The 23,411-nt window shown below is 63.1% G+C and carries 26 protein-coding genes; 21 read left to right on the top strand and 5 right to left on the bottom strand.

Translation table 11 applies throughout. From position 1 onward, the window contains the following. Window positions 1–58 precede the first annotated feature (58 nt). Together ABDJ40_RS13580 and ABDJ40_RS13575 are read right to left on the bottom strand one after the other, a co-directional pair. Window positions 59–685 (bottom strand): pyridoxamine 5'-phosphate oxidase family protein, encoded by a 627-nt coding sequence (locus ABDJ40_RS13580; RefSeq protein WP_347610526.1) that lies wholly within the window; start codon window positions 683–685, stop codon window positions 59–61. A gap of 1,172 nt (window positions 686–1,857) precedes the next feature. Beyond that, entirely contained in the window at window positions 1,858–2,832 is a 975-nt protein-coding gene (locus ABDJ40_RS13575) for a tyrosine-type recombinase/integrase (protein WP_347610524.1), read from the bottom strand. A gap of 1,085 nt (window positions 2,833–3,917) precedes the next feature. On the opposite strand from ABDJ40_RS13575, the gene ABDJ40_RS13570 reads away from it, so the two are divergent. Next, on the top strand, window positions 3,918–4,232 hold the full coding sequence (locus ABDJ40_RS13570) for a helix-turn-helix domain-containing protein (RefSeq protein ID WP_347610522.1): 315 nt from the start codon (window positions 3,918–3,920) through the stop codon (window positions 4,230–4,232). Here the strand turns inward: ABDJ40_RS13570 and ABDJ40_RS13565 are convergent. Beyond that, a complete protein-coding gene (locus ABDJ40_RS13565; protein WP_347610520.1) occupies window positions 4,221–4,526 on the bottom strand; it encodes a helix-turn-helix domain-containing protein in 306 nt (101 codons plus the stop codon). The genes ABDJ40_RS13570 and ABDJ40_RS13565 overlap by 12 nt on opposite strands. A 714-nt stretch (window positions 4,527–5,240) precedes the next feature. Between ABDJ40_RS13565 and ABDJ40_RS13560 the strand changes: the two genes are divergently transcribed. From ABDJ40_RS13560 to ABDJ40_RS13480, 17 genes are all read left to right on the top strand, one after another. After that, window positions 5,241–5,495 (top strand): heavy-metal-associated domain-containing protein, encoded by a 255-nt coding sequence (locus tag ABDJ40_RS13560; RefSeq protein WP_347610518.1) that lies wholly within the window; start codon window positions 5,241–5,243, stop codon window positions 5,493–5,495. A gap of 76 nt (window positions 5,496–5,571) precedes the next feature. Continuing rightward, a complete protein-coding gene (locus ABDJ40_RS13555; RefSeq protein WP_347610516.1) occupies window positions 5,572–5,994 on the top strand; it encodes a hypothetical protein in 423 nt (140 codons plus the stop codon). A 273-nt stretch (window positions 5,995–6,267) separates the two neighbouring features. Next, the gene (locus ABDJ40_RS13550) at window positions 6,268–6,771 is read left to right on the top strand and encodes a cupredoxin domain-containing protein (protein WP_347610514.1); all 504 of its coding nucleotides are present in this window, start codon (window positions 6,268–6,270) and stop codon (window positions 6,769–6,771) included. Further along, window positions 6,752–7,252, top strand: a complete 501-nt coding sequence (locus ABDJ40_RS13545; protein WP_347610512.1) for a DUF411 domain-containing protein — start codon at window positions 6,752–6,754, stop codon at window positions 7,250–7,252. The genes ABDJ40_RS13550 and ABDJ40_RS13545 overlap by 20 nt, the downstream gene beginning before the upstream one ends. Window positions 7,253–7,263: 11 nt before the next feature. After that, window positions 7,264–7,617: a copper-binding protein gene (locus ABDJ40_RS13540; protein WP_347610510.1), complete on the top strand. Its 354-nt coding sequence runs from the start codon at window positions 7,264–7,266 to the stop codon at window positions 7,615–7,617. 115 nt (window positions 7,618–7,732) lie between these two features. Further along, window positions 7,733–8,197: a hypothetical protein gene (locus tag ABDJ40_RS13535; RefSeq protein WP_347610508.1), complete on the top strand. Its 465-nt coding sequence runs from the start codon at window positions 7,733–7,735 to the stop codon at window positions 8,195–8,197. A gap of 143 nt (window positions 8,198–8,340) precedes the next feature. Beyond that, the gene (locus ABDJ40_RS13530) at window positions 8,341–8,826 is read left to right on the top strand and encodes a hypothetical protein (protein ID WP_347610506.1); all 486 of its coding nucleotides are present in this window, start codon (window positions 8,341–8,343) and stop codon (window positions 8,824–8,826) included. A gap of 16 nt (window positions 8,827–8,842) precedes the next feature. Next, the gene (locus tag ABDJ40_RS13525; RefSeq protein ID WP_347610504.1) at window positions 8,843–9,085 is read left to right on the top strand and encodes a DUF2933 domain-containing protein; all 243 of its coding nucleotides are present in this window, start codon (window positions 8,843–8,845) and stop codon (window positions 9,083–9,085) included. After that, entirely contained in the window at window positions 9,082–9,744 is a 663-nt protein-coding gene (locus ABDJ40_RS13520) for a methyltransferase family protein (RefSeq protein WP_347610502.1), read from the top strand. Before ABDJ40_RS13525 ends, ABDJ40_RS13520 begins: the two co-directional genes overlap by 4 nt. A 76-nt stretch (window positions 9,745–9,820) precedes the next feature. After that, a complete protein-coding gene (locus tag ABDJ40_RS13515; protein ID WP_347610500.1) occupies window positions 9,821–12,187 on the top strand; it encodes a copper-transporting P-type ATPase in 2,367 nt (788 codons plus the stop codon). A gap of 5 nt (window positions 12,188–12,192) precedes the next feature. Next, complete coding sequence (locus tag ABDJ40_RS13510; RefSeq protein WP_347610498.1) at window positions 12,193–12,693, top strand: SRPBCC family protein; 501 nt, start codon at window positions 12,193–12,195, stop codon at window positions 12,691–12,693. A gap of 31 nt (window positions 12,694–12,724) precedes the next feature. Then, on the top strand, window positions 12,725–12,964 hold the full coding sequence (locus ABDJ40_RS13505) for a DUF2789 domain-containing protein (protein ID WP_347610496.1): 240 nt from the start codon (window positions 12,725–12,727) through the stop codon (window positions 12,962–12,964). A gap of 4 nt (window positions 12,965–12,968) precedes the next feature. After that, a complete protein-coding gene (locus ABDJ40_RS13500; protein ID WP_347610494.1) occupies window positions 12,969–13,355 on the top strand; it encodes a hypothetical protein in 387 nt (128 codons plus the stop codon). A 178-nt stretch (window positions 13,356–13,533) separates the two neighbouring features. Next, complete coding sequence (locus tag ABDJ40_RS13495; RefSeq protein WP_347610492.1) at window positions 13,534–13,893, top strand: hypothetical protein; 360 nt, start codon at window positions 13,534–13,536, stop codon at window positions 13,891–13,893. Between the two features lie 251 nt (window positions 13,894–14,144). Next, window positions 14,145–15,233, top strand: a complete 1,089-nt coding sequence (locus tag ABDJ40_RS13490) for a TolC family protein (RefSeq protein WP_488473453.1) — start codon at window positions 14,145–14,147, stop codon at window positions 15,231–15,233. A 13-nt stretch (window positions 15,234–15,246) separates the two neighbouring features. Then, window positions 15,247–16,788, top strand: coding sequence for an efflux RND transporter periplasmic adaptor subunit (locus ABDJ40_RS13485; RefSeq protein WP_347610488.1), 1,542 nt, complete (start codon window positions 15,247–15,249; stop codon window positions 16,786–16,788). Then, the gene (locus ABDJ40_RS13480; protein ID WP_347610485.1) at window positions 16,785–19,916 is read left to right on the top strand and encodes an efflux RND transporter permease subunit; all 3,132 of its coding nucleotides are present in this window, start codon (window positions 16,785–16,787) and stop codon (window positions 19,914–19,916) included. Before ABDJ40_RS13485 ends, ABDJ40_RS13480 begins: the two co-directional genes overlap by 4 nt. A 61-nt stretch (window positions 19,917–19,977) precedes the next feature. Here ABDJ40_RS13480 and ABDJ40_RS13475 read toward each other — a convergent pair whose 3' ends face one another. Both ABDJ40_RS13475 and ABDJ40_RS24790 read right to left on the bottom strand, forming a co-directional pair. Beyond that, window positions 19,978–21,243: a type II restriction endonuclease gene (locus ABDJ40_RS13475; protein WP_347610483.1), complete on the bottom strand. Its 1,266-nt coding sequence runs from the start codon at window positions 21,241–21,243 to the stop codon at window positions 19,978–19,980. 137 nt (window positions 21,244–21,380) lie between these two features. Further along, window positions 21,381–21,716 (bottom strand): four-helix bundle copper-binding protein, encoded by a 336-nt coding sequence (locus tag ABDJ40_RS24790; RefSeq protein WP_347610481.1) that lies wholly within the window; start codon window positions 21,714–21,716, stop codon window positions 21,381–21,383. 184 nt (window positions 21,717–21,900) lie between these two features. On the opposite strand from ABDJ40_RS24790, the gene ABDJ40_RS13465 reads away from it, so the two are divergent. The 3 genes from ABDJ40_RS13465 to ABDJ40_RS13455 all read left to right on the top strand — a co-directional run bounded on the left by ABDJ40_RS13465 (window position 21,901) and on the right by ABDJ40_RS13455 (window position 23,253). After that, window positions 21,901–22,170, top strand: a complete 270-nt coding sequence (locus ABDJ40_RS13465) for a hypothetical protein (protein ID WP_347610479.1) — start codon at window positions 21,901–21,903, stop codon at window positions 22,168–22,170. Window positions 22,171–22,345: 175 nt separating this feature from the next. Next, complete coding sequence (locus tag ABDJ40_RS13460; protein ID WP_347610477.1) at window positions 22,346–22,660, top strand: MerR family transcriptional regulator; 315 nt, start codon at window positions 22,346–22,348, stop codon at window positions 22,658–22,660. 11 nt (window positions 22,661–22,671) lie between these two features. Next, window positions 22,672–23,253 carry an RES family NAD+ phosphorylase gene (locus tag ABDJ40_RS13455; RefSeq protein WP_347610475.1) on the top strand — a complete coding sequence of 194 codons (582 nt, stop codon included), beginning with the start codon at window positions 22,672–22,674 and terminating at the stop codon, window positions 23,251–23,253. Window positions 23,254–23,411 lie beyond the last annotated feature (158 nt).

The raw sequence follows: 23,411 nt of genomic DNA, 5'->3' as shown, positions 1-23,411 counted from the left end.
TTCACCCGGCCCGGCGGCCTCGCGCCGGGTCAGGCTTGAATGTGATGGGCCAGGTCGGCTAGGGCTGCTTTGCCGATGCGCTTCGCAGCCGGGCCAGCTCGCGCCGTGCCTGCTCGAGTTCGGCGCGCAAGGGCTGCAGGGCCTGCTCAATCTCGGCTTCGGTGAAGCGCGGCGTGATGTGTTGCGGGCAGTTCCAGTCGTAGGCTTCGACCGTGATGACGAAGGCGCGCTCGACCTCGGCCCGGTACTGCGGCAGCTTGAGCCTGGCCAGCAGTGCGGGATCCTCGGCTTCATTCACCAGCCGCACGCGGCCCAGGATCTTCAGACGACGCTGGTTCGCGTAGTCCATCAGCAGGAGTGACACGCGGTCGTTGCCCTCCAGGTTGCCGACGCTGATGTACTGCAGGTTGCCGCGGAAGTCGGCATAGGCCAGCGTCTTGGCGTCCAGCACCTTCAGAAAGCCGGCCGGGCCGCCCCGGAACTGCACATAGGGCCAGCCGGTTTCGCTTACGGTGGCCTGGTAGAAGCCGTCACGCTCGTGGATGAACTCGGCTTCGCGCTCGGTCAGAGCGTCACGGCGGTCCTCGGCCTGGTCCAGTCGGGCATAGGACGTTCGGCTGCCCATGCGGCGCTGCATGGCACGCACGGTGGGCGTGAAAGCAATGTCTGAATAGGCTCGGCTCATGATTCGGTCCGGTGTCGTTGACGTTGCTGCCATCGATGCAGCGAGTGGCCGAACTATGGTCGAGTGCGCCCGAAACCAGAATGGCCGCTGGGCCGAATGCACTGTTTCGTCGAGTGGAACAACGCCGATCGCCAGGGGCTGCCGCGCGCGTCAGCCGAGCAGTGCTGCCGCTCGCGGCTCCAGGGCAGGGCAGGACTTCAGCCATTGCCAAGCGAAATGACGGCTGCACCTGCAGGATTCTGCACAGCGGCCTGCACAAGCTTTCGATGGCGCCGAGCGAGGGCCGTGCGTAAGGTCGTGCGCTCATCCACAAGGAAATGGCATGCACGACTTTGAGCTCATCAGCAACATTCTTTGCCCCTACACCCAGCGGGCAGCGATCCAGCTCGCAGAGAAGGGACTGGAACCCAGGCGCACCTACATCGACCTCGTCGACAAGCCAGACTGGTCGAAAGCGGAGGTGCGGCTCATGGCGGCCATTGTCGCTGCGCACGTTCGGAAGCCGGCGGCACGACGCCGGCAGAGTGTTCCGTCCTCGACATGCCAAGGGCGGATTGGGGGGCGTTGCTTGGCGGACAGAGTCCGGCGACAGAAGTTGGCTTAACGCCCAAGTGCTGGCCCTCGTGGGGCATAGGAACGTGCTTACAGCACTTTGCGTCGCGAGACTGCGGCAACAAAGTGTTGACTGACCTACTCTGCGACACAAATGTGTGGTCACGCCAAAGAGCCTGGTCCTACTGACCTTTCTACATTAGTGCTCGCTCCATCAAGACGGCCCGTCCTCTTTCCCCCAGGATCCGCGTGCGGGCAAATCACTTGTTCAAGAGTTCTCCTCGTTTCAAGGTCACGAGAGAACTGACTTTTCAACACGGCCACAGGAAACGTCTCAGGTCGCGCTGTCCCTACGCTTGAGAAAGACTCTCGCTACATTCAGCTACGCGAACTCGAGGGTCTGCCGGGATACGGGTCAAAATCCTACATAAGCGATTTGCATCTAATTCTTGATTGCCAAATGCGTTTGGAGAATTAACGAAGACAGCGAGGGCCCGATCAAATGCAATGCCTTGCAGCTGTGGTCCCGTTACCGGTGCAGAAATCATGCTCTGCGTGGCAGGTGCCATGACCCTTGCCGAGCACAGCGCGTGCGGGAGTCAGCAACTCGAGTATTCGCTTCAGCCAGGTGCCGCCTTAGACCGGGCAAGCGCATGGTCCGCCAGCGCCTTCTCAAACTTGGCCTTCATCGAATCCTGCGGCTTGTCGATGTAGCGCAGTGCTGAACTGAGGTCTCGCCAGCCCACATGCTCCATTAGATCCTTGATGTCCCAGCCATTGGCACTGGCCCACCCGGCGAAGCCACGGCGCAACGAGTGACTGGAGTAGCTCTGGGCCTCCGCCACGCCAGCCTCAGCCAGGATTTTCCTCAGCAACGGCAGCACCGACTGGCTCATCATGTGATCGCTGGAGACGTTGCCCCAGCGGTCAATTGCCGGAAAGACCGGCCCAGACGTGAGCCCACTGATTTCAAGCCAGTCAAGGTACGCGTCTACAGGGCAAAGGCAAGACAACGCTGGGCAGTGGAAGGCTCGGTCGTCATCCTCATCGGTGGTCTTGGTACGACCGGGCCGGCAGGTCAACCCCTTGCCTCTCTCGGCAACAACCTCTTCGATGCGCATGTTGGCCAGCTCGTCAGCTCTGAATGCGCGCCAGAACCCCAGCAGGAGCAAGGCGCGGTCGCGGCAGCGCCTCAACACATCCGCTCGTCTTCCCTGTTCGAGCGCAGCTTCCTGGTCCTTCGTGAGCCATGCGATGACATCTGCAAGGACATCCAGTTGCAGTGGGCGGGCGCGGCGCTGGGCGGTCGCATGTTTTGCCCGAATGCCTCGTAGGACCTTGTGCACCAGGGGTGACCGAGTTGGGTCAGCGAACCCATGGTCAGCGTGCCATCTTGCCAAAGCCGCGAGATGCAGGCGGAGTGTGCTGACTCGGTAGATCGTCGCATGTTCGACGAGATAGCGCGCCACGGTGTCGACCGTTGCAGGCAAAAGACCGTGCCATTCGATCTCGAAATGGCGAATCGCAGAGGCGTAGGCCTTGACCGTGTTCTCACGGTCAGCCGCCTGGATGTAGTGCTGAAGTTCAGCGGTCATGGGGCGCCTACTGAATGGCCATGGCGGGTGATGGGAGCTTTGGCTACTTCTTCCAAGACGGGCATTTGCCATTCTTGTCTCGCGGCCCGCCCGGCCCACCGCGGGAGCCGCATTCAGAGCTACCTCCACGCCCAGAAGCTCCTTTGCTGTGACCGGCGCCGCGGCGTCCAGTGCGGCCGCCTCGAGCTTGAGCCTCCAAGGCAATCGCCCAACCTGTAGCCACCAAGCCCAGCACGAAGCCTCTGCGTGACGTATTTTCCATGCGCACCTCCTATGCCTGCATGGGGCAGCAGCCTAACAGCCCTTCATGGACAGTTCGCACGTGCGCTGGACTGATCTGCCTTCAAGTTCCCGTGCTGGACCTTCGCGTCCTTGGACCGTACGAGGCCAAGCTGCGCACCGCCTGGCGCACTCGCAGCGACAAAAGCCGACCGTCGTATAGGCCGCGTGGCCTCAACGACAGAATGATCCCGACACCAGAAATGCAGACGAACAGGCGCTGGCCAGGCCTGAGGTCGGCGAAGTTTGGTGGCAGTGCCACCTTGCCACCACGCCCTACGTAGCTGAAGGACCAGTCGCACTGTGTTGCTCGCGACGACTTGCCTCTCACCGTCCGTCCGTCTTCCAAACCACGTGCGTTGATGGGGCTGACCGGTTTCTGTTTAGGAGTAGTCATAGCCCAGTGCAGTTCGGACGTAGGCGGCAACAGCCGTGGAAACTGCGGGATCACCGCGGCGCAGCACCTCAATTGGCGGAAGGCCTGCAAACAGGGGCGCTGAATTCGGTCCCCGCAGCCAGCGCTTGGCGAAGAACGGGTCGTTTGCAAACAGCTGGAGATCTGTGTGAGTTCGAGATAGTGCTGCAAGGCATTCCCGAGCGGCTTCGGAATCTGGCCTGGAGAGTGCCTCGATCGACTCACCCGGGGCTAGCCCCAGCATTTCCGACACCTCTGCGGGAGTCAGTTCCCAGTCTGGAATGACGTGGTCACGAAAGTACTCGAGTGGTGTCATTTTGCTTGTGCCTAGCTGGATATACGGCATATGAGCCGTGGTCAGTAATTCTATGGGCGGCGATTCTCTGCCGCCGTGAAACCCAGCGCCCCATCAATTGCTCCGCCGGCCAAACGCTCGACGTCGTTCGATCCCGACGTCGCCGCCGCCATGGGCCAAGTGATTCGGGCGACGCGGGAGGCGCTGGGGCATTCTCAGGATGGCTTTGCGCTCTTGGCGGGCGTCGACCGCTCCTACTACGGCAAGCTGGAGCGCGGTGAACGCCAGCCCACGGTGGGTCTGCTCTTGCGCGTTGCCAAAGCTCTGGGCGTTTCGGGTTCGGCCTTGCTGGCCGAAGCGGAAGCCCTCTTGGCCGCTCCGCCCAAACGCCGGCGATCATCAATTCGTTGATCCTGGATGCCGCCCGGCGGCGCCGTTCTGGCGCTGCACATGCGAAGTTGGATTCTCAAGCTGGCTCTTGAGTTGCTCCAGAAAGCTCAGAAAGTCCACGTCCATGGCCTGCAGCCAGGCCCAAAGCTCAACGACGTCCAGGCGGCGTTCGCCAGACTCCACCCGGCTGACAACGGCCTGAGACCGGCCCAAGCGGGCTGCTAGATCGGCTTGCCGCAAACGGCGGGACTGCCGCGTTCTGCGCAGCAGATTGAGTAGTGCGTCGTTGGACCGGCTATGGAGGGACTTGTGCATCGTTGACCTTCGGCGGCACCGTAGGCCCAGCGGGCAAATATCCAGAAAGCGCATCTATTGACAGCGCGGGCGCTGCGTCAATGGGCCTAGATTTGTCCCGTAGCAACTGACTGGGCAGAATTTTGACGGCATATGAGCCGTGTCCATCTCTACTCCCTTGCAACCGCCCCGTCCGAGGCGAGTGGCACACCTTGCCATCCCGGTCCGTGGTGACATTCGTAAGTGAGCTGTGGCGCTCCCAGGATTCCACCCCCGAGAGACCTCAAGGCTTGTCAACGTGGAGCTTGATGGCTCGGTTCTCGAGTTCGCCTTGGCTTGCATTGGAGGTCTACAACGGGCGCACTGTGGAGTCCATCCATAGCAGTGACCCTGACGATTTCCCAGGATGGATCCGTGTGATTGGCTCCAGGCAGGTCAGGAAGGTTTCCTTGTTGATGCCTGATCAACAGATGCCTCACAAGCAGTGGGCGCACGTACATGTTGTTGCTGTCTGGCAGGCCAGCGACACCCACGAGATCTACTTCGAAGACGCAGAAGGGGCCGCATGGCTTTCCTCCGGCGTGCGGTGTACCCCGCCCAAGCAGCATCGCGTTCAATGCCTGTGGAAGCGTGCTGTGCAAGTCAATCGCAAGAAGGTCCTTCAAGACACTTGACCTTCCCATGGTGTCAAGGAAGACATTGGAACCCTGTATCGGGAAGCCATAGGAGTCCAAGATGATTGCCTTTGAGGTGAACGACATGACTTGCGGCCACTGCGTCAGCACCATTACGAAGGCGCTGAAGGCCGTGGATCCCAGCGCGGAGCTGCGATTTGATCTTGCTGTCCATCGCGTGGAGATCGAATCAGGCGATGGTGAGGCCGAAGCATTTCTACAAGCCATAGAAGCATCGGGCTACTCGCCCGTCAGTGCAAAGGGGCCTGCCACTCGAACCCCTGCGCCCACTGGCGGCTGCTGTTGCCGTCGTTGAAGTGGCCCCGCTCGGCATAGGCATGCTGGCGGGATGCACATTCAATACAGTTGATTCCTCACGTACACTTTTGGGCATGAGCAAGTTCTGGCGGATCGTGTTGGCATGGTTGCTGGCCGCGGCGCTACCCATTCAGGGGTACGCCGCGCAGACCATGCTGCTTTGCGGTCCGGCCAATCATTCAAGCCGTCAGGTCTCTGGCTCCGATCATGTGACTGAGGAAGCTGCCGTCGTAGCCGGCGGTGCCCCTGACTGCCATCCGCAAGCTGGAACGGAGCAGGTCAGCCCGCATTGCGACAAGGCCTCACAGAACCACAGCAAGCATTCGGGCAAATGCAGTGTTTGCTCCTCGTGCTGCAGTGCTGCGGCGATCGTCTCCAGCGTCGTGACGATTGCCGTCGTGCATCCTGACTTGCTCGACGTTCCGACCGTCAAGGTCATCCGCGACCGCGTCATGGTCAGCGGGCTGGAACGACCTCCTCGAAGCCCACTACTCTGATGGGCCAGGGCCTCGCGCCCGCTCACCAACGCCTTGCCTCTTTTGCGTTGCGGCAAAACCGCTTTGCAGTGGCTTGGCATGGTGCGCCGCCTCGCCACCTCTGGCATTCCGGATCTCCTGTTTAGGGCTCGATCCCCGGCGAATCGCCCGTGGCCTAGGCGACCGCAAGTCACGTCCCCTCCCGGCTTTTGAAGCGCCGCCAGCTGCGACCAGTGTCTGCGCACTGGTATCGCGAGCCGCGCATTCCTCATGCAGTAACAGCAGGAACGACCTATGAATTTGAACCCCATTTCCATCTCTGCGGCTCTGACGCTGTCCCTCTTGGCCGGACTCAGCCACGCGGACGGCAAGCATGAAGACGAAATTGGCAAACCTGGTAGCGCGAGTCAGGTTGGCCGCACTGTGCAGATCGACATGAGCGACGCCATGCGTTTCACCCCCTCGAGCGTTGATGTGAGGCAGGGCGAAACGGTTCGCTTTGTCGTGAAGAACTCCGGTCAGGTCAAGCACGAGATGGTGCTTGGCACGGAGAAGGAGCTCAAGGAGCACTACGAGCTCATGAAGAAGACCCCCGGCATGGAGCACGCCGACGAGAACATGGTCACCGTGGCCCCCGGCAAGACCGGAGAGATCGTGTGGCAGTTCACCAAGGCGGGCCGGATTGAGTTTGCCTGCCTGCAGCCGGGTCACCTGGAGGCCGGCATGAAGGGGGTGGTCACGGTGGCCGGCAAAACCTCAACGCCCAAGGACGGCGGCCATGCTGATCACAAGCACTGAACGGAACTCCCCCTTGACGCGGCGCCAACTGCTGGCTGGAGGCGCCGCCTTGGCGCTCGCAGCCCCAGTTGGGGCTAAGGCGGAACCGGCCAGTGATGGGCCTCACCAGGTCCAGATCTGGAAAGGACCGAACTGCGGCTGCTGCAAGGACTGGATCAGGCATCTGGAGGCCAATGGATTCCAGGTGGTTTCGGTCAATGACAGCGGCAACACCGAAGCACGCAAACGTCTGGGCGTCGACCTCAGGTTCGGCTCCTGCCACACCGCCTTGGTGGGGGGCTATGCCATCGAGGGCCACGTGCCCGCGAAGGACATTCGCCGACTGCTGCGCGAGCGACCCAAGGCTGTTGGCCTGGCTGTGCCCGCCATGCCGCTCGGTTCCCCCGGAATGGACGGCCCGGAGTACGGCCGCAAGGATCCCTACGACGTGCTGTTGCTCGCCCAGGAGGGCGGCGCCCGCGTCTATCAAAGCTACCGTTGAAGGAGTACGACATGAATGCAATCAAGACAGTTGTTCTGGCCTCTTTGCTGGCGCTGGGCGGCACTTTCTCCGCTTCGGCGAGCGCCCAAACCATGGATCACAGTGCAATGCACGCAGGGGGCGCCTCAGCCCCCGCCGCGGACATGACCGATGGCGAGATTCGCAAGATCGACAAGGAAAGCAAGAAGCTCACCATCCGCCATGGCGAGATCAAGAACTTGCAGATGCCAGGCATGACCATGGTGTTTCAGGTCAGAGACCCCGCGATGCTCGATCAGGTGAAGGTTGGCGACAAGGTCCGCTTCAAGGTGGAGCGCCTCTCAGGCGGCCTTGTCGTCATGGAGCTGCAGGCGGCTGCCAATTGAAGTCCGCCGAGCGGTCCTTTGCTGCGGCGCAGAGATTGATGCGTGTCAATGTAGCGACGAGGCGCCCGGCGCAACATCGGCTTAGAGACAAGCGACTCGCTGGAGCATTCATTCCATGATGACCACGATTCAACGGACAACTAAGCGGCGGCTTGCGGCCGCGATGCTGTTCGTCTGGCTGTTCGCGCTGGTCTCCGGCATGGCCAATGCTTGCGCCTTGGGCGGCAGCAGTGCGGTTCTGGTGCTCGGTGAAGCGGTTTCACACCATCACGACGGTGCCGCGTCGTCACATGGGCATCACGATCATGACGACGACGAGATCGCCGTCGAGTCGAATGCTCCCGAACCGCAGGATCACGGCGAGGCCTGCCAGAAGTTCTGTGATGACGAACGCTCCACGGTCAACGTCGTTGCCAAGGATCTGGGCTCGCCGGGCAGTCTGCTGCCAGTGCTGATCCAGTTCACGACCTTAGCCTGGACACCTGGCGTCGCGCAGATCGCCGAGGTCTTGCCCGCAGATGTGCCCCCCTGCGTGACGGGGCCACCCATCCCGATCCGCCTGCTCAGGCTGACCATCTAGCCATCCGCCACCCAGCCTCTCGCATTCGTCGGGAGGCATTTGAAACCGCACGCTGTGACGCGCGTGCTGGTGGCGGGGCAGCACGCGTGCCTTCGACTTGGACCCCAGTCGGTCTTCCTCGCCGCAACCTTTCGGAGAGCACCATGAACAAGATTGCATTGATCACTCCTGCGCTGGTTTTGGCGGCAGGTCTCGCCGTCGCACAGAAACCTGTGGCCGCGAATGAACAGGATCACCAGGCGCACCATCCCGAGGGCACAGCCTCGTCTGCAGCGCAGCCGCCTGCCAAGCCGGTGCCAAAGGCCGCCGCAGCCCCTGGCAAGGAGTCGATGGCCGGGGACATGGGCGCCAAGATGAAGGCCATGCAGGAGATGCACCAGAAGATGATGGCCGCGAAGACGCCTGAGGAGCGTCAGGCGCTGATGGCCGAGCACATGAAGGCAATGCAAGGCGGCATGGGGATGATGAAGCAGATGTCCGGCAAGGGCGCAGGCGATGGCATGAAAGGCATGCCAACGGATCCGAAGGCTCGCATGGAGGCCATGGAGCAGCGCATGGACATGATGCAGATGATGATGGAAATGATGATGGACCGCATGCCCGCCGGTCCGGCCGCGATGACCAAGTAACCGGAGGGCTGTCGCCATGGAACACAACCATCAGCGTGCGCCCTTCTGGCGCTCCCGCTTCGGTTTGGGTTGGCTCGTGCTGGCCGGTGTGGCTGGCTGGTTCCTCTGGGAGGAGCACCGAGCCCACCTGCTGGGCGTCCTGCCCTATCTCTTTTTGCTGGCTTGCCCGCTGATGCATGTCTTCATGCACGGCGGCCATCACCACGGAGGTGGGCACCACCAGCATGGTGAGGATCGCGACGAAAGGAAGACGCCATGACACACGACGCTCCTGCCTACGGCTTGTGGTCCCTGGTGATCCTCAATTCGGCCGTCTTCGTGATGTTCGCGTTCAGCTTCTTCAAGCCCCAGACGGCGCGGGACTGGCGCAGCTTCAGCGCCTTCGCCGCCTTCATCGTCGCGTTGTTCGTCGAGATGTATGGCTTCCCATTGACCATCTATCTGCTGTCGGGCTGGCTGCAAACGCGCTACCCGGGGCTTGACCTTCTGTCCCACAACTCAGGGCATCTCTGGTCGACGTTGTTGGGCGAGAAGGGCGACCCGCACTTCGGCGCCCTGCACATCGCCAGCTACCTCCTCCTGGGCGGCGGGTTCTGGCTGCTGTCCGAGGCCTGGCATGTGCTCTATCACGCGCAGCGCCGCCACGCACTGGCCACCGTCGGACCGTATGCCAGGGTCCGACATCCGCAGTACGTGGCTTTCGTGCTGATCCTGCTGGGCTTCCTCGCTCAGTGGCCCACGTTGCTGACGCTGCTGATGTTCCCCATCCTGCTAGTGATGTACGGACGCCTGGCCATCACCGAGGAGCGGGAAATGGAGCAGCAGTTCGGCGCCGAGTACCGCCGTTGGGCAGCGCAGACGCCGCGCTTCATCCCACGCTGGTCAGCCAGCACCGCGCCGCCGAATCCGGAGGGCTGATCCAGCCAACCGTGGCCGGGCCGTCATGAGATGGGCCCGGCCGTGCATCGATCAAGGCCCAATCCAAGAGAGCCGCATGAATCACGAACACGAAATGAAATCAGACGCTGCCGCCCCGGCAGAGATGTACGTCTGCCCGATGCATTCGCAGATCCGGCAAGCGCAGCCTGGGAAATGCCCACTGTGCGGGATGACGTTGGTCTTGGCGGGGGCAACACCAGCAGCCGGCCATGATGCGCATGAGCACCGCCAAGGTCACCACCATGAGCACAAGCAGCCGGAAGCCGCGACGAAGCCTGCGCCTGCTTCGTCAGGCTCCGCCGAGCCCGCCGCACCCAGTTCACCCGGGCAGACAATCTACACCTGCCCCATGCACCCGGAAATCCGGCAAGATCATCCCGGCAATTGTCCGAAGTGCGGCATGACCTTGGAACCGCTCTTGCCTGAATTGGAGGAGGAAGAGAACCCGGAGCTCCTGGACTTCCAGCGACGGTTCTGGTGGACGCTCCCCTTCACGGTGGTGGTCACCTTGCTCGCCATGGTGGGGCACAGGCTGCAGTTGTTTGAAATGGCAACGCAGAGCTGGGTCGAGATGATCCTCACCTTGCCGGTGGCGCTTTGGGCCGGCTGGCCGTTCTTTGACCGCGGCTTGCAGTCGGTGGTGAACCGCAGTCCGAACATGTGGACCCTGATTGGCCTGGGAACCGGCGCTGCCTTCGTGTACAGCGTCGTAGCGACTGTAGCCCCGCAAGTGTTCCCAGCATCATTCCAGGCCATGGGTCGCGTGGCGGTCTACTTCGAAGCCGCTGCGGTCATCATCTCGTTGACGCTGCTGGGCCAGATCCTGGAATTGAAGGCGCGCTCCCAGACCTCAGCAGCCATCAAATCGCTGCTGGGTCTGGCGCCCAAGACCGCACGGCGCATCGACGAGCATGGCGCGGAGTCTGATGTGCCGCTGACCCATGTCCATGTGGGCGATCTGCTTCGCGTGCGGCCTGGCGAAAAGGTGCCGGTCGATGGCGTGGTCATCGAAGGGCGCAGCGCTGTCGACGAAGCCATGCTGACTGGAGAGCCAGTGCCGGTGGTCAAGGGCCCCGGCGACAAGGTGATCGGTGCGACCTTGAACACGAATGGCGCCCTGGTCATGCGCTCAGAGCGAGTGGGATCCGCCACGATGCTGGCTCAGATCGTGCAGATGGTGGCCCAGGCCCAGCGCTCGCGAGCACCGATGCAGCGCATGGCGGACCAAGTCGCTGGCTACTTCGTCGTGGCCGTGGTGGGGATCGCGTTGCTGACGTTGGTGGTCTGGGGTCTGTTTGGACCCGAGCCGAGCTGGGTCTATGGGCTGGTCAACGCCGTCGCTGTGTTGATCATTGCCTGCCCCTGCGCGTTAGGACTCGCCACCCCCATGTCGATCATGGTGGCCACCGGGCGTGGGGCGACCAGCGGGGTGCTCTTCCGGGATGCAGCGGCCATCGAGAACCTGCGCAAGATCGATGCCCTGATCATCGACAAGACGGGGACACTGACTGAGGGCCGACCTGCCTTTGATCGACTGATCGCCGCTCCTGGCGTCCAGGAAACTGAGCTTCTTCGCCTGGCCGCCAGCCTGGACCAGGGCAGCGAGCATCCGCTGGCGGAGGCCATCGTCAAGGAGGCGCGCACGAGAGGTCTGGTGCTGTCCAAGCCGGAGAGCTTCGAATCTGGCACCGGCATCGGCGTACGCGGCGTGGTCGAGGGTCGCCAACTGGCGCTGGGCAATACGGCGCTGATGGCGCAGTGTGGTGTCGACGTGAAGGTCCTGCTTCCCGCTGCCGAAGCGCTTCGGGCGGAAGGTGCCAGCGTCATGCATCTCGCGGCGGATGGGAAGCTGATGGGGCTGTTGGCGGTCTCCGACCCGATCAAGTCCAGTACGCCTGAGGCACTGACAGCGCTACGAGAAGCCGGCATTCTCATCGTCATGGCGACGGGGGATGGACTCACTACCGCCAAGGCTGTCGGCGCACGCCTGGGCATTGATGTGGTCCACGGCGAGGTCAAGCCTGCAGACAAGCTGGCCCTGGTGCAGAGCCTTCAGGACCAGGGGCGCGTGGTGGCCATGGCAGGGGACGGCATCAACGATGCACCGGCCCTGGCCAAGGCGGATGTAGGGGTCGCGATGGGGACCGGCACTGATGTTGCCATGAACAGCGCGCAGGTCACGCTGGTCAAAGGTGACCTGCGCGGCATCTCGACGGCGCGCGCACTGTCCGAGGCGACGGTGGGCAACATGAAGCAGAACCTCATGTTCGCCTTCGTCTACAACGCGCTGGGCATCCCCATCGCTTCGGGCCTTCTGTATCCGTTCACCGGATGGCTGCTGTCACCCATGATCGCGGCGCTGGCCATGAGCCTCAGCTCGGCCTCGGTCATCACCAACGCCTTGAGGCTGCGCCGCGGGTGAGGACCTTGTCCTACGGCGAGCACTACCAGGCCCAGACGGTGCTGTCTGCACCGGCCGAGGCCGTGTTCGCCTTCCTGGACGATCCCTTGCGTCTGGTGGCCCATATGTCGAAGCCAACGTTGATGATGGGCTATTCCACGATGCGCATGGAACTGGATGCAGCCGGTGGTCGCGCAGTGGGAAGCGTGATGCGGCTTCGTGGTCGCTTTCTTGCTTGGCCGCTGGCTGTTGACGAGGCGGTGATTGAGCGCAGGGAGCCCTGGGGCAAGGCTTGGGAGACGTCCGGTATTCCGAAGCTCATTTTGCTGGCCGGGTACAGAATGGGTTTCAAGGTCCAGGTTCAGGAAGGAAGAACGCATGTCACGATCTGGATCGACTACGCCTTGCCCACTCGTGGCCTACCGGCCTTCGCCGGGCGTTGCCTCGGAGCGGCCTACGCACGCTGGTGCGTCGACCATATGCTTCAGGATACCGCCAAGCACTTTGAACGGCCCCTTGCTGCTTGACCCAGCAGATCTCTGTTGTTGGAGCTAAAAAATGGAAAGACCAATTCACCGATTCTCGGAGCTGTTCAAGCAACTGGGGCTGCTGGCGGACGATGCGAGCATCGCGAGCTTCCTGATGCAGCATGCACCACTGCCTGGCGCCGTGGCCCTTGAGGATGCCCCGTTCTGGACGCCCGCACAGGCTACGCTGTTGCGCGAGGAGATCCTTCGAGACGCAGATTGGGCCGAGGTGGTGGATCAACTCAACAAGGCATTGCGTGCCGAGGAATGACATGATGAGACGTAGTATGGTGAGCATTGCCCTGGCTCTCGTCGGTGCTGCGGCGGTGCACGCCGCGGTGGCCGACGTGGTCGACATCCGCTGGGACTCGACGGGACGCTTCGAGCATTCCCAGCCCATCGCCGCCGGCAAGTTCGCAGAGGTGTGCGCCAAGCTCAGCAAGGGGCAGCGCGTCGCCTGGGCCTTCAAGTCCACCCAGCCCACCGCTTTCAACGTCCATTTCCACGAGGGAAAGAACGTGGAGTTCGCCGCCAAGGTGGAGGGTGCCAAATCTGCCGATGCGGTGCTGGAAGTGGCACAAGATCAGGACTACTGCTGGATGTGGTCCAACAAGAGCGGCGATAGTGTGAATCTGACCTTCTCAGTTCAAAAGCAGCCCTGAAATTCGTGCCCTCCTGAGGTGCGGAAGCCCATGGGCTGCCAGTGCCCAGTAGCCGCGCGAAGCCGCAGTTCAGCGAGTTCGCTTGACATAGCGCAATTGCGGCAGTTCTCTCCGAACTATTCTTGCACCCATGACCATTACGAGGCGTCTGCGTCGCTGGGTTTGCACCAGCGTCCTGATGGCGATGCTCTTCATGCAGCTCGCCACAGCCGCCTACGCCTGCCCACAGCTGGAGAAGGCCCGTCAGCATGCGGCCATGGTCATGGCCATGCCCGATTGCGATGGCATGCCTGGCTCGATGGATGACGAACAGCCGCAGCTCTGCAAGGCCCATTGCGACAAGGATGCTCAGACCACCCCGCTGACAACAGCGCCCGATCTGCAGCCGAACCCTGCAGCTGTCACCCTCATCTTGGGCATCGTGCAGCCGGTCCTGCCGGAGCTGCCGGCGAGTGTCCGCACTGGGCAGGCGGCACTTGCTCATCGGCCAGTTGGTGAGCCACCGCTGTATCTCAGCCTCTTGGTCCTCAGGAATTGAGCTGATCGCATGCCGCGCGCGCTCTGAGCGCGTGCCCCTTGCTGCGATTGCGACTTTTCTTGAGGACTCCCATGTCTACATGCCACATTGGCCGCCCCCTGGGGCTGCACTCTGCCTTCACACCTTGCCGGATCAGCGCGCTGCTGAGCCTTTGTCTGAGCTTTGTGCTGCCAGCTCATGCGCTGAGCTACGCAGAAGCGCGCCAGCTCGCCGAGCGCCAAAACCCCGGGCTTCATGCCCAACAATCGGCATTGGATGGTGCATCCGCGGCCCAGCCCGCGGCCGGCACGTTGCCAGACCCGCGCCTGTCCCTGGGCATCGAGAACCTGCCGACCAGCGGCATGGATCGGTGGAGCCTCACCCGGGACTTCATGACCATGCAGCGCATTGCCTTGATGCAGGAGGTCCCCAACCAGGCCAAGCGCGCTGCCCGGCTTGAGGGGGCCCAGGCCCGCACCGAGCGGGAGCGCGCAATGCTGCAGGTGCAGCGGCTGCAAGTGCGCCAGGCGCTGGATCTGGCTTGGATCACGGCACGAAGCATCGAGGACAAGCGGGCACTCCTGCGTGAGCTGCAGGCAGAGAACCAGCGCCTGCAGGACACACTGCCTGCCCGCATCGCTGGGGGCGCACCGGTCGCAGACCTGCTGATGGCGCGCCAGGAGGCGCTGGCACTGGCCGATCGCGCGGACGAACTTCAGCGTGATGCCGAGAAGGCACGGGCAGCACTGCGCCGCCTGCTGGGGCCACAGGGCGACGAAGTGCTGGAGGGCGACATCCCCCTGACGGAGCTACCGGCCGAGGAGTTCCGGACCCGGCTGAGCCACCATGCTGAGCTGGCCGTCTATCCCGCCATGCTGGCCATGGCCCGTGCAGAGTTGAACGAAGCCAATGCCGAGTCGAAGGGCGACTGGGCGTGGGAGCTGGCCTACAGCCGCCGCGGCGCGCAGTGGGGCGACATGCTCTCCTTCCAGCTGAGCTTTGAGCTGCCCTGGCAGAAGGACCGGCGCCAGCGCCCCATGACCACGGCCAAGCAGCGCGATCTGGAGCGCATTGAAGCCGAGCGCGAGGAGACCGAACGCCGCCATCGCCAGGAACTGGAGGAGGAACTGGCGGAGCTCCAGTCCCTGGGACGGCAGATCGAGCGGCTGGACGGCCACGCACTGCCGCTGGCTCAGGACCGCGTCGCGCTGGCGCTCAGCAACTACCAGGCAGGCCGCGCTGATTTGGCCGCCGTCCTTGCCGTGCGAAGCCAGGTGCTGGAGCAGCGCCTGCGCCGTATCGACCTGCAGGCGCAACGCAGCGGCTTGCTTGCCCGTTTGCACAGCCTGATCGCCGACTGAGGAAGGACACCCCATGAACACCAAGAACTTCATTGCAGGGCTCACTTTGCTTGCTGCTGGCATCGCCGCGGGCTGGGGTCTTTCAAGCTGGCGCGCCAGCTCCGTCAGCCACGACAACGTCTCGAAAGAGGCCAACGTGCCCGCCGCGAAGGCCGAGCGCAAGGTGCTGTACTGGTACGACCCGATGAGTCCGACGCAGCGTTTCGACAAACCGGGCAAGTCACCCTTCATGGACATGCAGTTGCAGCCCAAGTATGCCGACGAGGTCTCGGACCAGTCGCCTGGCTTGAGCGTGTCCGCGCAAACGGTGCAGTCCCTGGGCCTGCGGGTGGCTTCGGTCCAGGAGCGGCCGACGGCCGCGCGCGTCGAGGCGGTGGGGACCGTACAGCTCAATGAGCGCGACGTGAGCATCGTGCAGGCTCGCACCGGCGGCTTTGTCGAGCGCGTCTATGCGCGCGCCCCAGGGGACGTGATTGCCGCTGGCGCGCCGCTGGTCGACCTCCTGCTGCCCGAGTGGGTGGCGGCGCAGCGTGAGTACCTGGCCGTCAGGGCGCTTGGAGACGCCACGCTGACACAAGCCGCTCGGCAGCGCCTGCTGCTGCTGGGCATGAGCGAAGCGCTGGTGGCGCGTCTGGATCAGACCCACGAACCCAGCGCCCGCATCACCGTCACCGCACCGCAAGGCGGCCTGATCGCCGAACTGATGGTGAGGCAAGGCATGACGGTCGGCGCGGGCATGAGCCTGGCCCGCATCAACGGCCTGGGCAGTGTATGGGTGGAGGTCGCGGTGCCCGAGTCTCAGGGCGGGCGCGTCGCGGTGGGCCAGGCGGCTGAGATGCGATTTGCCGCCTACGGCGCCGAAATATTCAAGGCACGGGTGGTCAGCATCCTGCCGGAATCCAGCAAAGACACCCGAACGCTGCGCGTGCGACTGGAGCTGCCCAATCCCGGGCAGCGCTTCAAGGCCGGCATGTTTGCTCAAGTCAGCCTGCAGGGAGCACCTCAACCGCGCCTGCTGGTGCCCAGCGAGGCTGTGATCCGGACGGGCAAGCGTGCCTTGGCCTATGTAGTGGACGGCCCTGGTCGATTCCATCCGGTCAGCGTGGAGGTGGGCGAAGAGATCGAGGATCAGTTGGTGGTGCTCAGCGGCCTGAGCGCCGGACAGCAGGTCGTGGCATCGGCCCAATTCCTGATCGATTCCGAGGCCAGTCTCAAAGGGGTGACGCCTCCGATGGAGGCAGCCTCAGCCTCGCCGAAGACAGCCCCTGCTTCTTCTGCTGCCACGACAGCCGTAGATCACACCGCTCACGCAAGCTACAGCGCTATGGGCACCATCGAGGAAATCAGCAAGGACGAGGTCACCCTGTCTCACGGCGCGATCGAGGCCTTGAAGTGGCCAGCCATGACTATGGGCTTCAAGCTCGACAAGCCGGCCTTGGCGGTGGGGCTGAAGACCAAGCAGGCCGTGAAGTTCAGCTTCGTCAGGCGGGGTGATGACTACGTGATCGTGTCAATGGAGCCGGCGAGCCACGCCACTTCGGGAGCCCAGCGATGATTGCCCAACTCATCCGATGGTCGGTCGGCAACCGATTCCTGGTCCTGCTCAGCACCGTGTTTCTGCTCGCCTGGGGTGTCTGGGCCGTGCGCAGCACGCCCATCGACGCCTTGCCGGACCTCTCCGATGTGCAGGTCATCATCCGCACCAACTATCCGGGCCAGGCGCCTCAGATCGTCGAGAACCAGGTCACCTATCCCCTGGCCACCACCATGCTTTCGGTGCCTGGGGCCAAGACGGTGCGAGGCTTCTCCTTCTTCGGGGACTCCTTCGTCTACGTGCTCTTTGAGGATGGCACGGACCTGTATTGGGCCCGCTCGCGGGTGCTGGAGTACCTGAACCAGGTGCAGGGGCGGCTGCCGGCCTCCGCCAAGTCGGCGCTGGGGCCTGACGCGACGGGCGTCGGCTGGATCTTTCAGTACGCCCTCGTGGATCGGACAGGCAAGACGGACCTCGCCGGTCTGCGCGCATTGCAGGACTGGTTCCTCAAGTTCGAGCTCAAGAGCCTGCCCAATGTGGCGGAGGTGGCCTCGGTCGGGGGCATGGTCAAGCAGTACCAGGTGGTGCTGGATCCGGCCAGGTTGACGGCCTATGGCATCACGCAGGCGCAGGTCCGCGAGGCCCTCATGTCGGCCAACCAGGAGACGGGCGGTTCCGTGCTGGAGATGAGCGGCGCCGAATACATGGTGCGGGCCAGCGGCTATCTGAAGTCGCTGGAGGATTTCCGGTCCATTGCCCTGGCAGCGCGAGGCGGCATCCCGGTACGGCTGGGCGATGTGGCCACGCTGCAGATCGGCCCCGAGATGCGCCGCGGCATTGCTGAGCTCGATGGAGAGGGCGAAGTCGCTGGCGGCGTCGTGATCCTGCGCTCCGGCAAGAACGCGCAGGAGACCATCGCTGGGGTCAAGAAGAAGCTGGGCGAACTGCAGGCCAGCCTGCCCAAGGGCGTGGAGATCGTCACCACCTACGACCGCAGCGCGCTGATCGAGCGCGCCATCGAGAACCTGACGCACAAGCTGGGTGAGGAATTCCTGGTCGTGGCGCTGGTCTGCGCGGTCTTCCTGTGGCATCTGCGCTCGGCCCTGGTGGCCATCATCTCGCTGCCGCTGGGCGTGCTGGCAGCCTTCATCGTGATGCGCTACCAGGGCATCAACGCCAACATGATGTCCCTGGGTGGCATCGCCATCGCCATCGGCGCCATGGTGGATGCGGCCGTGGTGATGATCGAGAACGCGCACAAGAAGCTGGAGGCCTGGCAGCATGCCAATTCCGGCGGGACCTTGGCTGGCGCAGAGCGCTGGCGCGTGATCACCGAGGCGGCCGAGGAAGTGGGCCCGGCCTTGTTCTTCTCGCTGCTGATCATCACGCTGTCCTTCATCCCCGTCTTCACGCTGGAGGCGCAGGAAGGCCGGCTTTTCGGTCCGCTGGCCTTCACGAAGACCTATGCGATGGCGGCCGCGGCGGGGCTCTCGGTCACGCTGATCCCGGTGCTGATGGGCTACTGGATCCGCGGCCGCATTCCGGACGAGCAGAAGAATCCCATCACCCGCGCGCTGATCGCCATCTACCGCCCCGCGCTGGAATGGGTGCTGCGCCGGCCCAAAGCCACTCTGGCCATCGCCGTGGCAGCCCTGGCAACGACGATCTGGCCCCTGGCACGCCTGGGTGGCGAGTTCCTGCCCAGTCTGGACGAAGGCGACCTGCTGTACATGCCCTCGGCGCTGCCCGGGCTCTCGGCCCAGCGGGCGACCGAGCTGCTGCAGCTGAGCAATCGCATGATCAAGACCGTGCCCGAAGTGGAACGCGTGTTCGGCAAGGCGGGGAGGGCGGAGACGGCCACCGACCCTGCACCGCTGGAGATGTTCGAGACCACCGTCAAGCTCAAGCCGCGTGATCACTGGCGGCCGGGCATGACGCCGGAGAAGCTCGTCGAGGCGCTGGACCAGGCCGTCAAGATTCCGGGGCTGTCCAACATCTGGATTCCGCCCATCCGCAACCGCATCGACATGCTGGCCACCGGCATCAAGAGCCCCATCGGCGTGAAGGTGACGGGCAGCGACCTGAAGGTGATCGACCGGATCGCGTCGGAAGTGGAGCAGGTGGCCAAGACTGTGCCCGGTGTCAGCTCGGCGCTGGCGGAGCGGCTCACCGGCGGACGCTACGTCGACGTGGACATCGATCGCAACGCAGTGGCCCGCTACGGGCTCAGCGTGGCCGAGGTCCAGGCTATCGTGGCGGGCGCGATCGGCGGAGAGAACATCGGCGAAACTGTCGAGGGCTTGGCCCGCTTCCCTATCAATCTGCGCTATCCGCGCGAGTGGAGAGACTCTCCGGAGAAGCTGCGCCAGTTGCCCATACAGACCGCCATGGGCCAGCAGGTCACCTTGGGCGCCTTGGCCCAGGTGAACATCAGCGACGGCCCACCCATGCTCAAGAGCGAGAACGCGCGGCCCTCAGGCTGGGTCTATGTGGATGTGCGGGGTCGCGATCTGGCGTCGGTCGCCAACGATCTTCGCCAGGAGGTGGCCAAGAAGATCAAGCTGGAGCCCGGCATCAGCATTGCCTATTCCGGGCAGTTCGAGTACCTGGAGCGCGCCAATGCCAAGCTCAAGGTGGTGGTGCCAGCCACGCTGTTGATCATCTTCGTGCTGCTGTACCTGACCTTCAAACGCCTGGACGAGGCGGCCCTCATCATGGCGACGATGCCCTTTGCGCTCACCGGCGGCATCTGGTTCCTGTACCTGATGGGCTTCAACCTCTCCATCGCCACCGGTGTCGGTTTCATCGCCCTGGCCGGGGTGGCGGCAGAGTTCGGCGTGGTGATGCTGATCTACCTGCGTCACGCCCTGGAGGAGCGACTCGGCCGCGGCGAGGCATTGAGCGCCGGGCTGGTGCTTGATGCGATCCGCGAGGGTGCGGTACTGCGGGTGCGGCCCAAGGCCATGACCGTGGCCGTGATCCTGGCCGGCCTGATCCCCATCGTCTGGGGCAGCGGGACCGGCTCGGAAGTGATGAGCCGGATTGCAGCACCCATGCTCGGAGGAATGGTGACGGCGCCTTTGCTGTCGCTGTTCGTGATTCCGGCGGCGTTCCTCTTAATGCGGGGGACGCCCAGAACGAAGGCGTGAAACAGGCGCCGGCTCCGTGGCGTGCGGAGTCGGCTCTCCCAGCCGTGTTGGCGAGCCCGGGCTATTGCAGCAGTTGGGACAGCTCCAACATGGGCTTGAGGCCCGACCCGAACCGGGCGACGGCCTCTCGATGATGCTGCAGTTGGCTGTATGGCAGGTAGCGGATCCCAAGCTCCGCAACTCGAGAGAAGGCGGGACGACGCAGCTGCTGTTGCACATCGTCCCGACGGCTGTCCGGCGCCACCAAAAACAGGGTGCTCCCGGCCCCCACGGTGGTCCCCAGCGCCAAGTCGAGCATCCGCACGATGCCCGAATAGATCGAGGTGGAGTGTTCAACCTCAAACGCTGCATGGACCCGTTCTGAGCCACGCTCGAGCCAGATGACGTCGATGAGCCGCACAGACTCAGCACCACCGATACTACTCAGCGGCAGCTCCGTCAGACATCCGTCCCCCAGCTTGCCGTCTCCCAGCGGACGGCTGCGATCATTGCTGGCAATCCAAACGTCAAAGCCCAGCGCCTTGCCCAAGTCTCGCAGCCAGCCCTGGATCTGCGTGTGAGTGGTATCACTCTCGCTTTCCGCCGCCCACTGCTTGGTCAGTGCGGCAGTTTCTGCACGTACCTTTGCCAGGTCCTCTTCCCAGGCCTGCAGTTCTCCCGCAGCCGGCGTTCGGGGCGGCGCCTGATAGCGTCCGGCCCCAATCTCGAACAGCAGGCCCGCCAATGCGCCGAGATCATTGGAAAGCAGGGTCCTGTACTGCGCATTCAGGCGAATGGCACCTTCTCGCAGCGACAGGTAGTGGTCCCAACGTCCGAGCTTCACGTTGCTTCCGGTCAAGGCGTTATAGCCCTTGACGATGGCCGTGTTGAACGGCATCACCAGTGTCGGATGAATGAAGTACAGAAGGTTGGCCACGGCAGGGCCGAGCCCCTTGATCTGCAGCGCATCAATGCGCTGAATAGCTTCGATGACAGCCGGTGCGGTATCGCAACAGTCGCAGGCATGAAGCAGGCGCCCAAAGGCACGCTGGTTCTCGATGTTCTCGTAGATGTCGGGAATCCGCAGCTTGGGCTTCCACATGAAGGCGTGATCGGCGCCCTTAAAAATCTGGCGCTGTTCGGCCACCGATTCGACGACCGTCTCCAGGGTCGAGCCACGATAGGCGTTCCCGAACGTGCCGGCCTCGATGTCCCTTACCACCTGCCCAATCCCGCGGCGTATCGATCGGAAGTTCTTTAGACGCTCTTCCCAGAGAAACCAGCTGTTGTAGGTGCTGTGAGGGTCTGCTTTCCAGTGTTCGATCAACAGGGCAAGGCTGTCCGGCATGCGCGTCTCCTAGGTGGCCGGCATTATGGCGGCCATCGGAGGTGCGCATTAGCGAATCCCTGGTGCCTTGCTCAACGGCAAATCGTGAGGGGGAATGGTCCTTGGCCCCGACGAACGCCTAGCCTGACGCATCAAGTTTAGACAGTAGCGCTCATGCGCCGGCATTCCTCGGCGCAGCGACGACACATCTGCGCGCACGCCTGACAATGGTCAGCTGAGTGCTTGGCGCACTCCTGACCGCAGGCTTCACAGATGCTGGCGCATAGCGCGCAGACATCCCGTGCAAATGAGCTCCCACGTGCCATTGCCGCGGAGGCCAGCTGGCAGATTGCAGCGCAGTCGATGTCCAGTGCAATGCACGGTGCCATCATCTTTACGTCGGGCTCCGCCAAGCAGGCGGTCGCGCAGTGATTACAGGCAGCTGCGCATTCATCGCAGGCTTCTACACACTGAGCGTGTTCTTGATGAGACATGGTGGGCTCCTTTCAGCGGCATAGCAGGTCTGGCTGGCTGCATGGCAAGCGCCGATCCCGGCGGGGAATCCAGCGCGGACCACCGTGGGGGCGGTCGAACCGGGGGGAGCCGATGCCCCAGGTTCTCAAAACTTGCTGGATAATCCAACTACACCAACTTAACGAACCTATCGAAAGAGGTCGAATGATCGTCCTTAAGAGCGCACAGGATTCCATGCTGCAGGCGCTGCAAATTCTTGCTGGGATTGTTGAACGGTCTCATACGGTGCCGATGATTGAGATTATTCGGCGGCGCGAGTCCCCCTTGAGCTCTCTGAGCACCACACAGGCTTGCCCTGCGGTGCTGCCGAGCTATCAAGGCCCCCTGGCCATCAAGTACGCCCAAACGCGGCTCGATGCCGGCCTGGGTGGGTTTTTCTGCGCACGCAAGGTCAACGCACGCAACGCGCCCTGAAGTCTTCGAGCGAAGCCCCATGAAGTCCACCACTACAACTTCTTCCTCTGCCCGAAGCCCAGCCCGCGCTATGCGCGCGTCAACGGCGACATCGACCTACCTTTCCCCTGAGCAAACGCGAGCTTTGCTTGCAAGCAGCTTGGCTGCTCGCACTGAAAGGCTACAAGCCGGTGATATGTTGACGACCGATGAAGCGGCCGTGCTCGCCAGTACTACACGCGTGACCATCAACGCTTGGATTGCCAAAGGCCGCGCCATCGGCCTTACCCAGACCCGGCGAGGGTATCGATTGCCACGGTGGCAATTCGAGCCCGCGCTCTGGGCAGCAGTTCCCGAGCTTGCCAATGCCCTTGGCACAACCGAGGGTTGGTCGCTGTTGTCGTTTCTTGAGTCTCCACACGGGGGTTTGAAGGGACTGACGCCGCGACAAGCGCTCGAGCAAGGTGATACGGAGCGTGTATTGAAGCTGGCACGGGCAGAGGGGACCTGACGCCCCTTTGCATGAGACTCTCCGACCTTCCTTCCACTCCAACTTTTGAACTTGATGCGCCGCAGGCGCTCTATCGCGTCCAACAGATACGGTCCCGCAAGGGAACGCTCAGAATCGGGCGCGTGCGGCTCGCGCCACCGGGTTTGCTGGCCTGGCGATTTGATCTGAGTGACACGCCCGTCGGCTACTTCGCGCTTGCGCCAGTGACGGCTCTTTATGAAGCGGTATGCCGACGAGAGACGATGGGCGTCTCTCTGCAACTGCTGGCTGCCCGTTCCCTGGTGCACTTGAGGGTGTCGCAGCGTCTGCAGTTGGTAGACCTGCGCGCCATGAGTTCTGCCTGGCCAGTGCTTCAGTCCATGCGTTTCAGCCACACCCAGGAGCTCGCAGCTGATGCATTTGCACTAGGCTTTGCCGGCATCATCTACCGTTCAGCTCAGCAGGCCGACATGGACTGCATTGCCTTGTTTGGCACGGCGATCAGCACCCTGAAATGGATACAGACAGAGCCGCTGGTTGAGTCGGGCACGGGAGGTCTGCATGCGGTTGCAGCGGCGGCGCTCCGAGGCTCGCAAGTTCTTGTGTTGCCATGAGCCATCGCCAAGCCGTGATGCGCACCAACGCGTACCGGCTGCCCAGCGTTCTGGCGTGCGGGCTTGGCAACGCCTGACACGAACTGGGCAGCACGACTCCCCGAGCGGCTCAGCCCCAAGGGCGGCTCGGGCCGCCCTGATTCAAATAGTGGACCCTA

The organism is Roseateles flavus, from assembly GCF_039872765.1.
GTDB classification, from domain to species: domain Bacteria; phylum Pseudomonadota; class Gammaproteobacteria; order Burkholderiales; family Burkholderiaceae_C; genus Roseateles_B; species Roseateles_B flavus.
This window is presented reverse-complemented; position numbering and strand designations above follow the sequence as displayed.

Excerpts from the sequence above, each read along its gene's own strand:
- ABDJ40_RS13580 (WP_347610526.1), bottom strand. The coding sequence starts at position 685 with ATGAGCCGAGCCTATTCAGACATTGCTTTCACGCCCACCGTGCGTGCC.
- ABDJ40_RS13575 (WP_347610524.1), bottom strand. The coding sequence starts at position 2,832 with ATGACCGCTGAACTTCAGCACTACATCCAGGCGGCTGACCGTGAGAAC.
- ABDJ40_RS13565 (WP_347610520.1), bottom strand. The coding sequence starts at position 4,526 with ATGCACAAGTCCCTCCATAGCCGGTCCAACGACGCACTACTCAATCTG.
- ABDJ40_RS13560 (WP_347610518.1), top strand. The coding sequence starts at position 5,241 with ATGATTGCCTTTGAGGTGAACGACATGACTTGCGGCCACTGCGTCAGC.
- ABDJ40_RS13555 (WP_347610516.1), top strand. The coding sequence starts at position 5,572 with ATGAGCAAGTTCTGGCGGATCGTGTTGGCATGGTTGCTGGCCGCGGCG.
- ABDJ40_RS13550 (WP_347610514.1), top strand. The coding sequence starts at position 6,268 with ATGAATTTGAACCCCATTTCCATCTCTGCGGCTCTGACGCTGTCCCTC.
- ABDJ40_RS13545 (WP_347610512.1), top strand. The coding sequence starts at position 6,752 with ATGCTGATCACAAGCACTGAACGGAACTCCCCCTTGACGCGGCGCCAA.
- ABDJ40_RS13540 (WP_347610510.1), top strand. The coding sequence starts at position 7,264 with ATGAATGCAATCAAGACAGTTGTTCTGGCCTCTTTGCTGGCGCTGGGC.
- ABDJ40_RS13535 (WP_347610508.1), top strand. The coding sequence starts at position 7,733 with ATGATGACCACGATTCAACGGACAACTAAGCGGCGGCTTGCGGCCGCG.
- ABDJ40_RS13530 (WP_347610506.1), top strand. The coding sequence starts at position 8,341 with ATGAACAAGATTGCATTGATCACTCCTGCGCTGGTTTTGGCGGCAGGT.
- ABDJ40_RS13525 (WP_347610504.1), top strand. The coding sequence starts at position 8,843 with ATGGAACACAACCATCAGCGTGCGCCCTTCTGGCGCTCCCGCTTCGGT.
- ABDJ40_RS13520 (WP_347610502.1), top strand. The coding sequence starts at position 9,082 with ATGACACACGACGCTCCTGCCTACGGCTTGTGGTCCCTGGTGATCCTC.
- ABDJ40_RS13515 (WP_347610500.1), top strand. The coding sequence starts at position 9,821 with ATGAATCACGAACACGAAATGAAATCAGACGCTGCCGCCCCGGCAGAG.
- ABDJ40_RS13505 (WP_347610496.1), top strand. The coding sequence starts at position 12,725 with ATGGAAAGACCAATTCACCGATTCTCGGAGCTGTTCAAGCAACTGGGG.
- ABDJ40_RS13500 (WP_347610494.1), top strand. The coding sequence starts at position 12,969 with ATGAGACGTAGTATGGTGAGCATTGCCCTGGCTCTCGTCGGTGCTGCG.
- ABDJ40_RS13495 (WP_347610492.1), top strand. The coding sequence starts at position 13,534 with ATGGCGATGCTCTTCATGCAGCTCGCCACAGCCGCCTACGCCTGCCCA.
- ABDJ40_RS13485 (WP_347610488.1), top strand. The coding sequence starts at position 15,247 with ATGAACACCAAGAACTTCATTGCAGGGCTCACTTTGCTTGCTGCTGGC.
- ABDJ40_RS13480 (WP_347610485.1), top strand. The coding sequence starts at position 16,785 with ATGATTGCCCAACTCATCCGATGGTCGGTCGGCAACCGATTCCTGGTC.
- ABDJ40_RS13475 (WP_347610483.1), bottom strand. The coding sequence starts at position 21,243 with ATGCCGGACAGCCTTGCCCTGTTGATCGAACACTGGAAAGCAGACCCT.
- ABDJ40_RS24790 (WP_347610481.1), bottom strand. The coding sequence starts at position 21,716 with ATGTCTCATCAAGAACACGCTCAGTGTGTAGAAGCCTGCGATGAATGC.
- ABDJ40_RS13465 (WP_347610479.1), top strand. The coding sequence starts at position 21,901 with ATGATCGTCCTTAAGAGCGCACAGGATTCCATGCTGCAGGCGCTGCAA.
- ABDJ40_RS13460 (WP_347610477.1), top strand. The coding sequence starts at position 22,346 with ATGTTGACGACCGATGAAGCGGCCGTGCTCGCCAGTACTACACGCGTG.
- ABDJ40_RS13455 (WP_347610475.1), top strand. The coding sequence starts at position 22,672 with ATGAGACTCTCCGACCTTCCTTCCACTCCAACTTTTGAACTTGATGCG.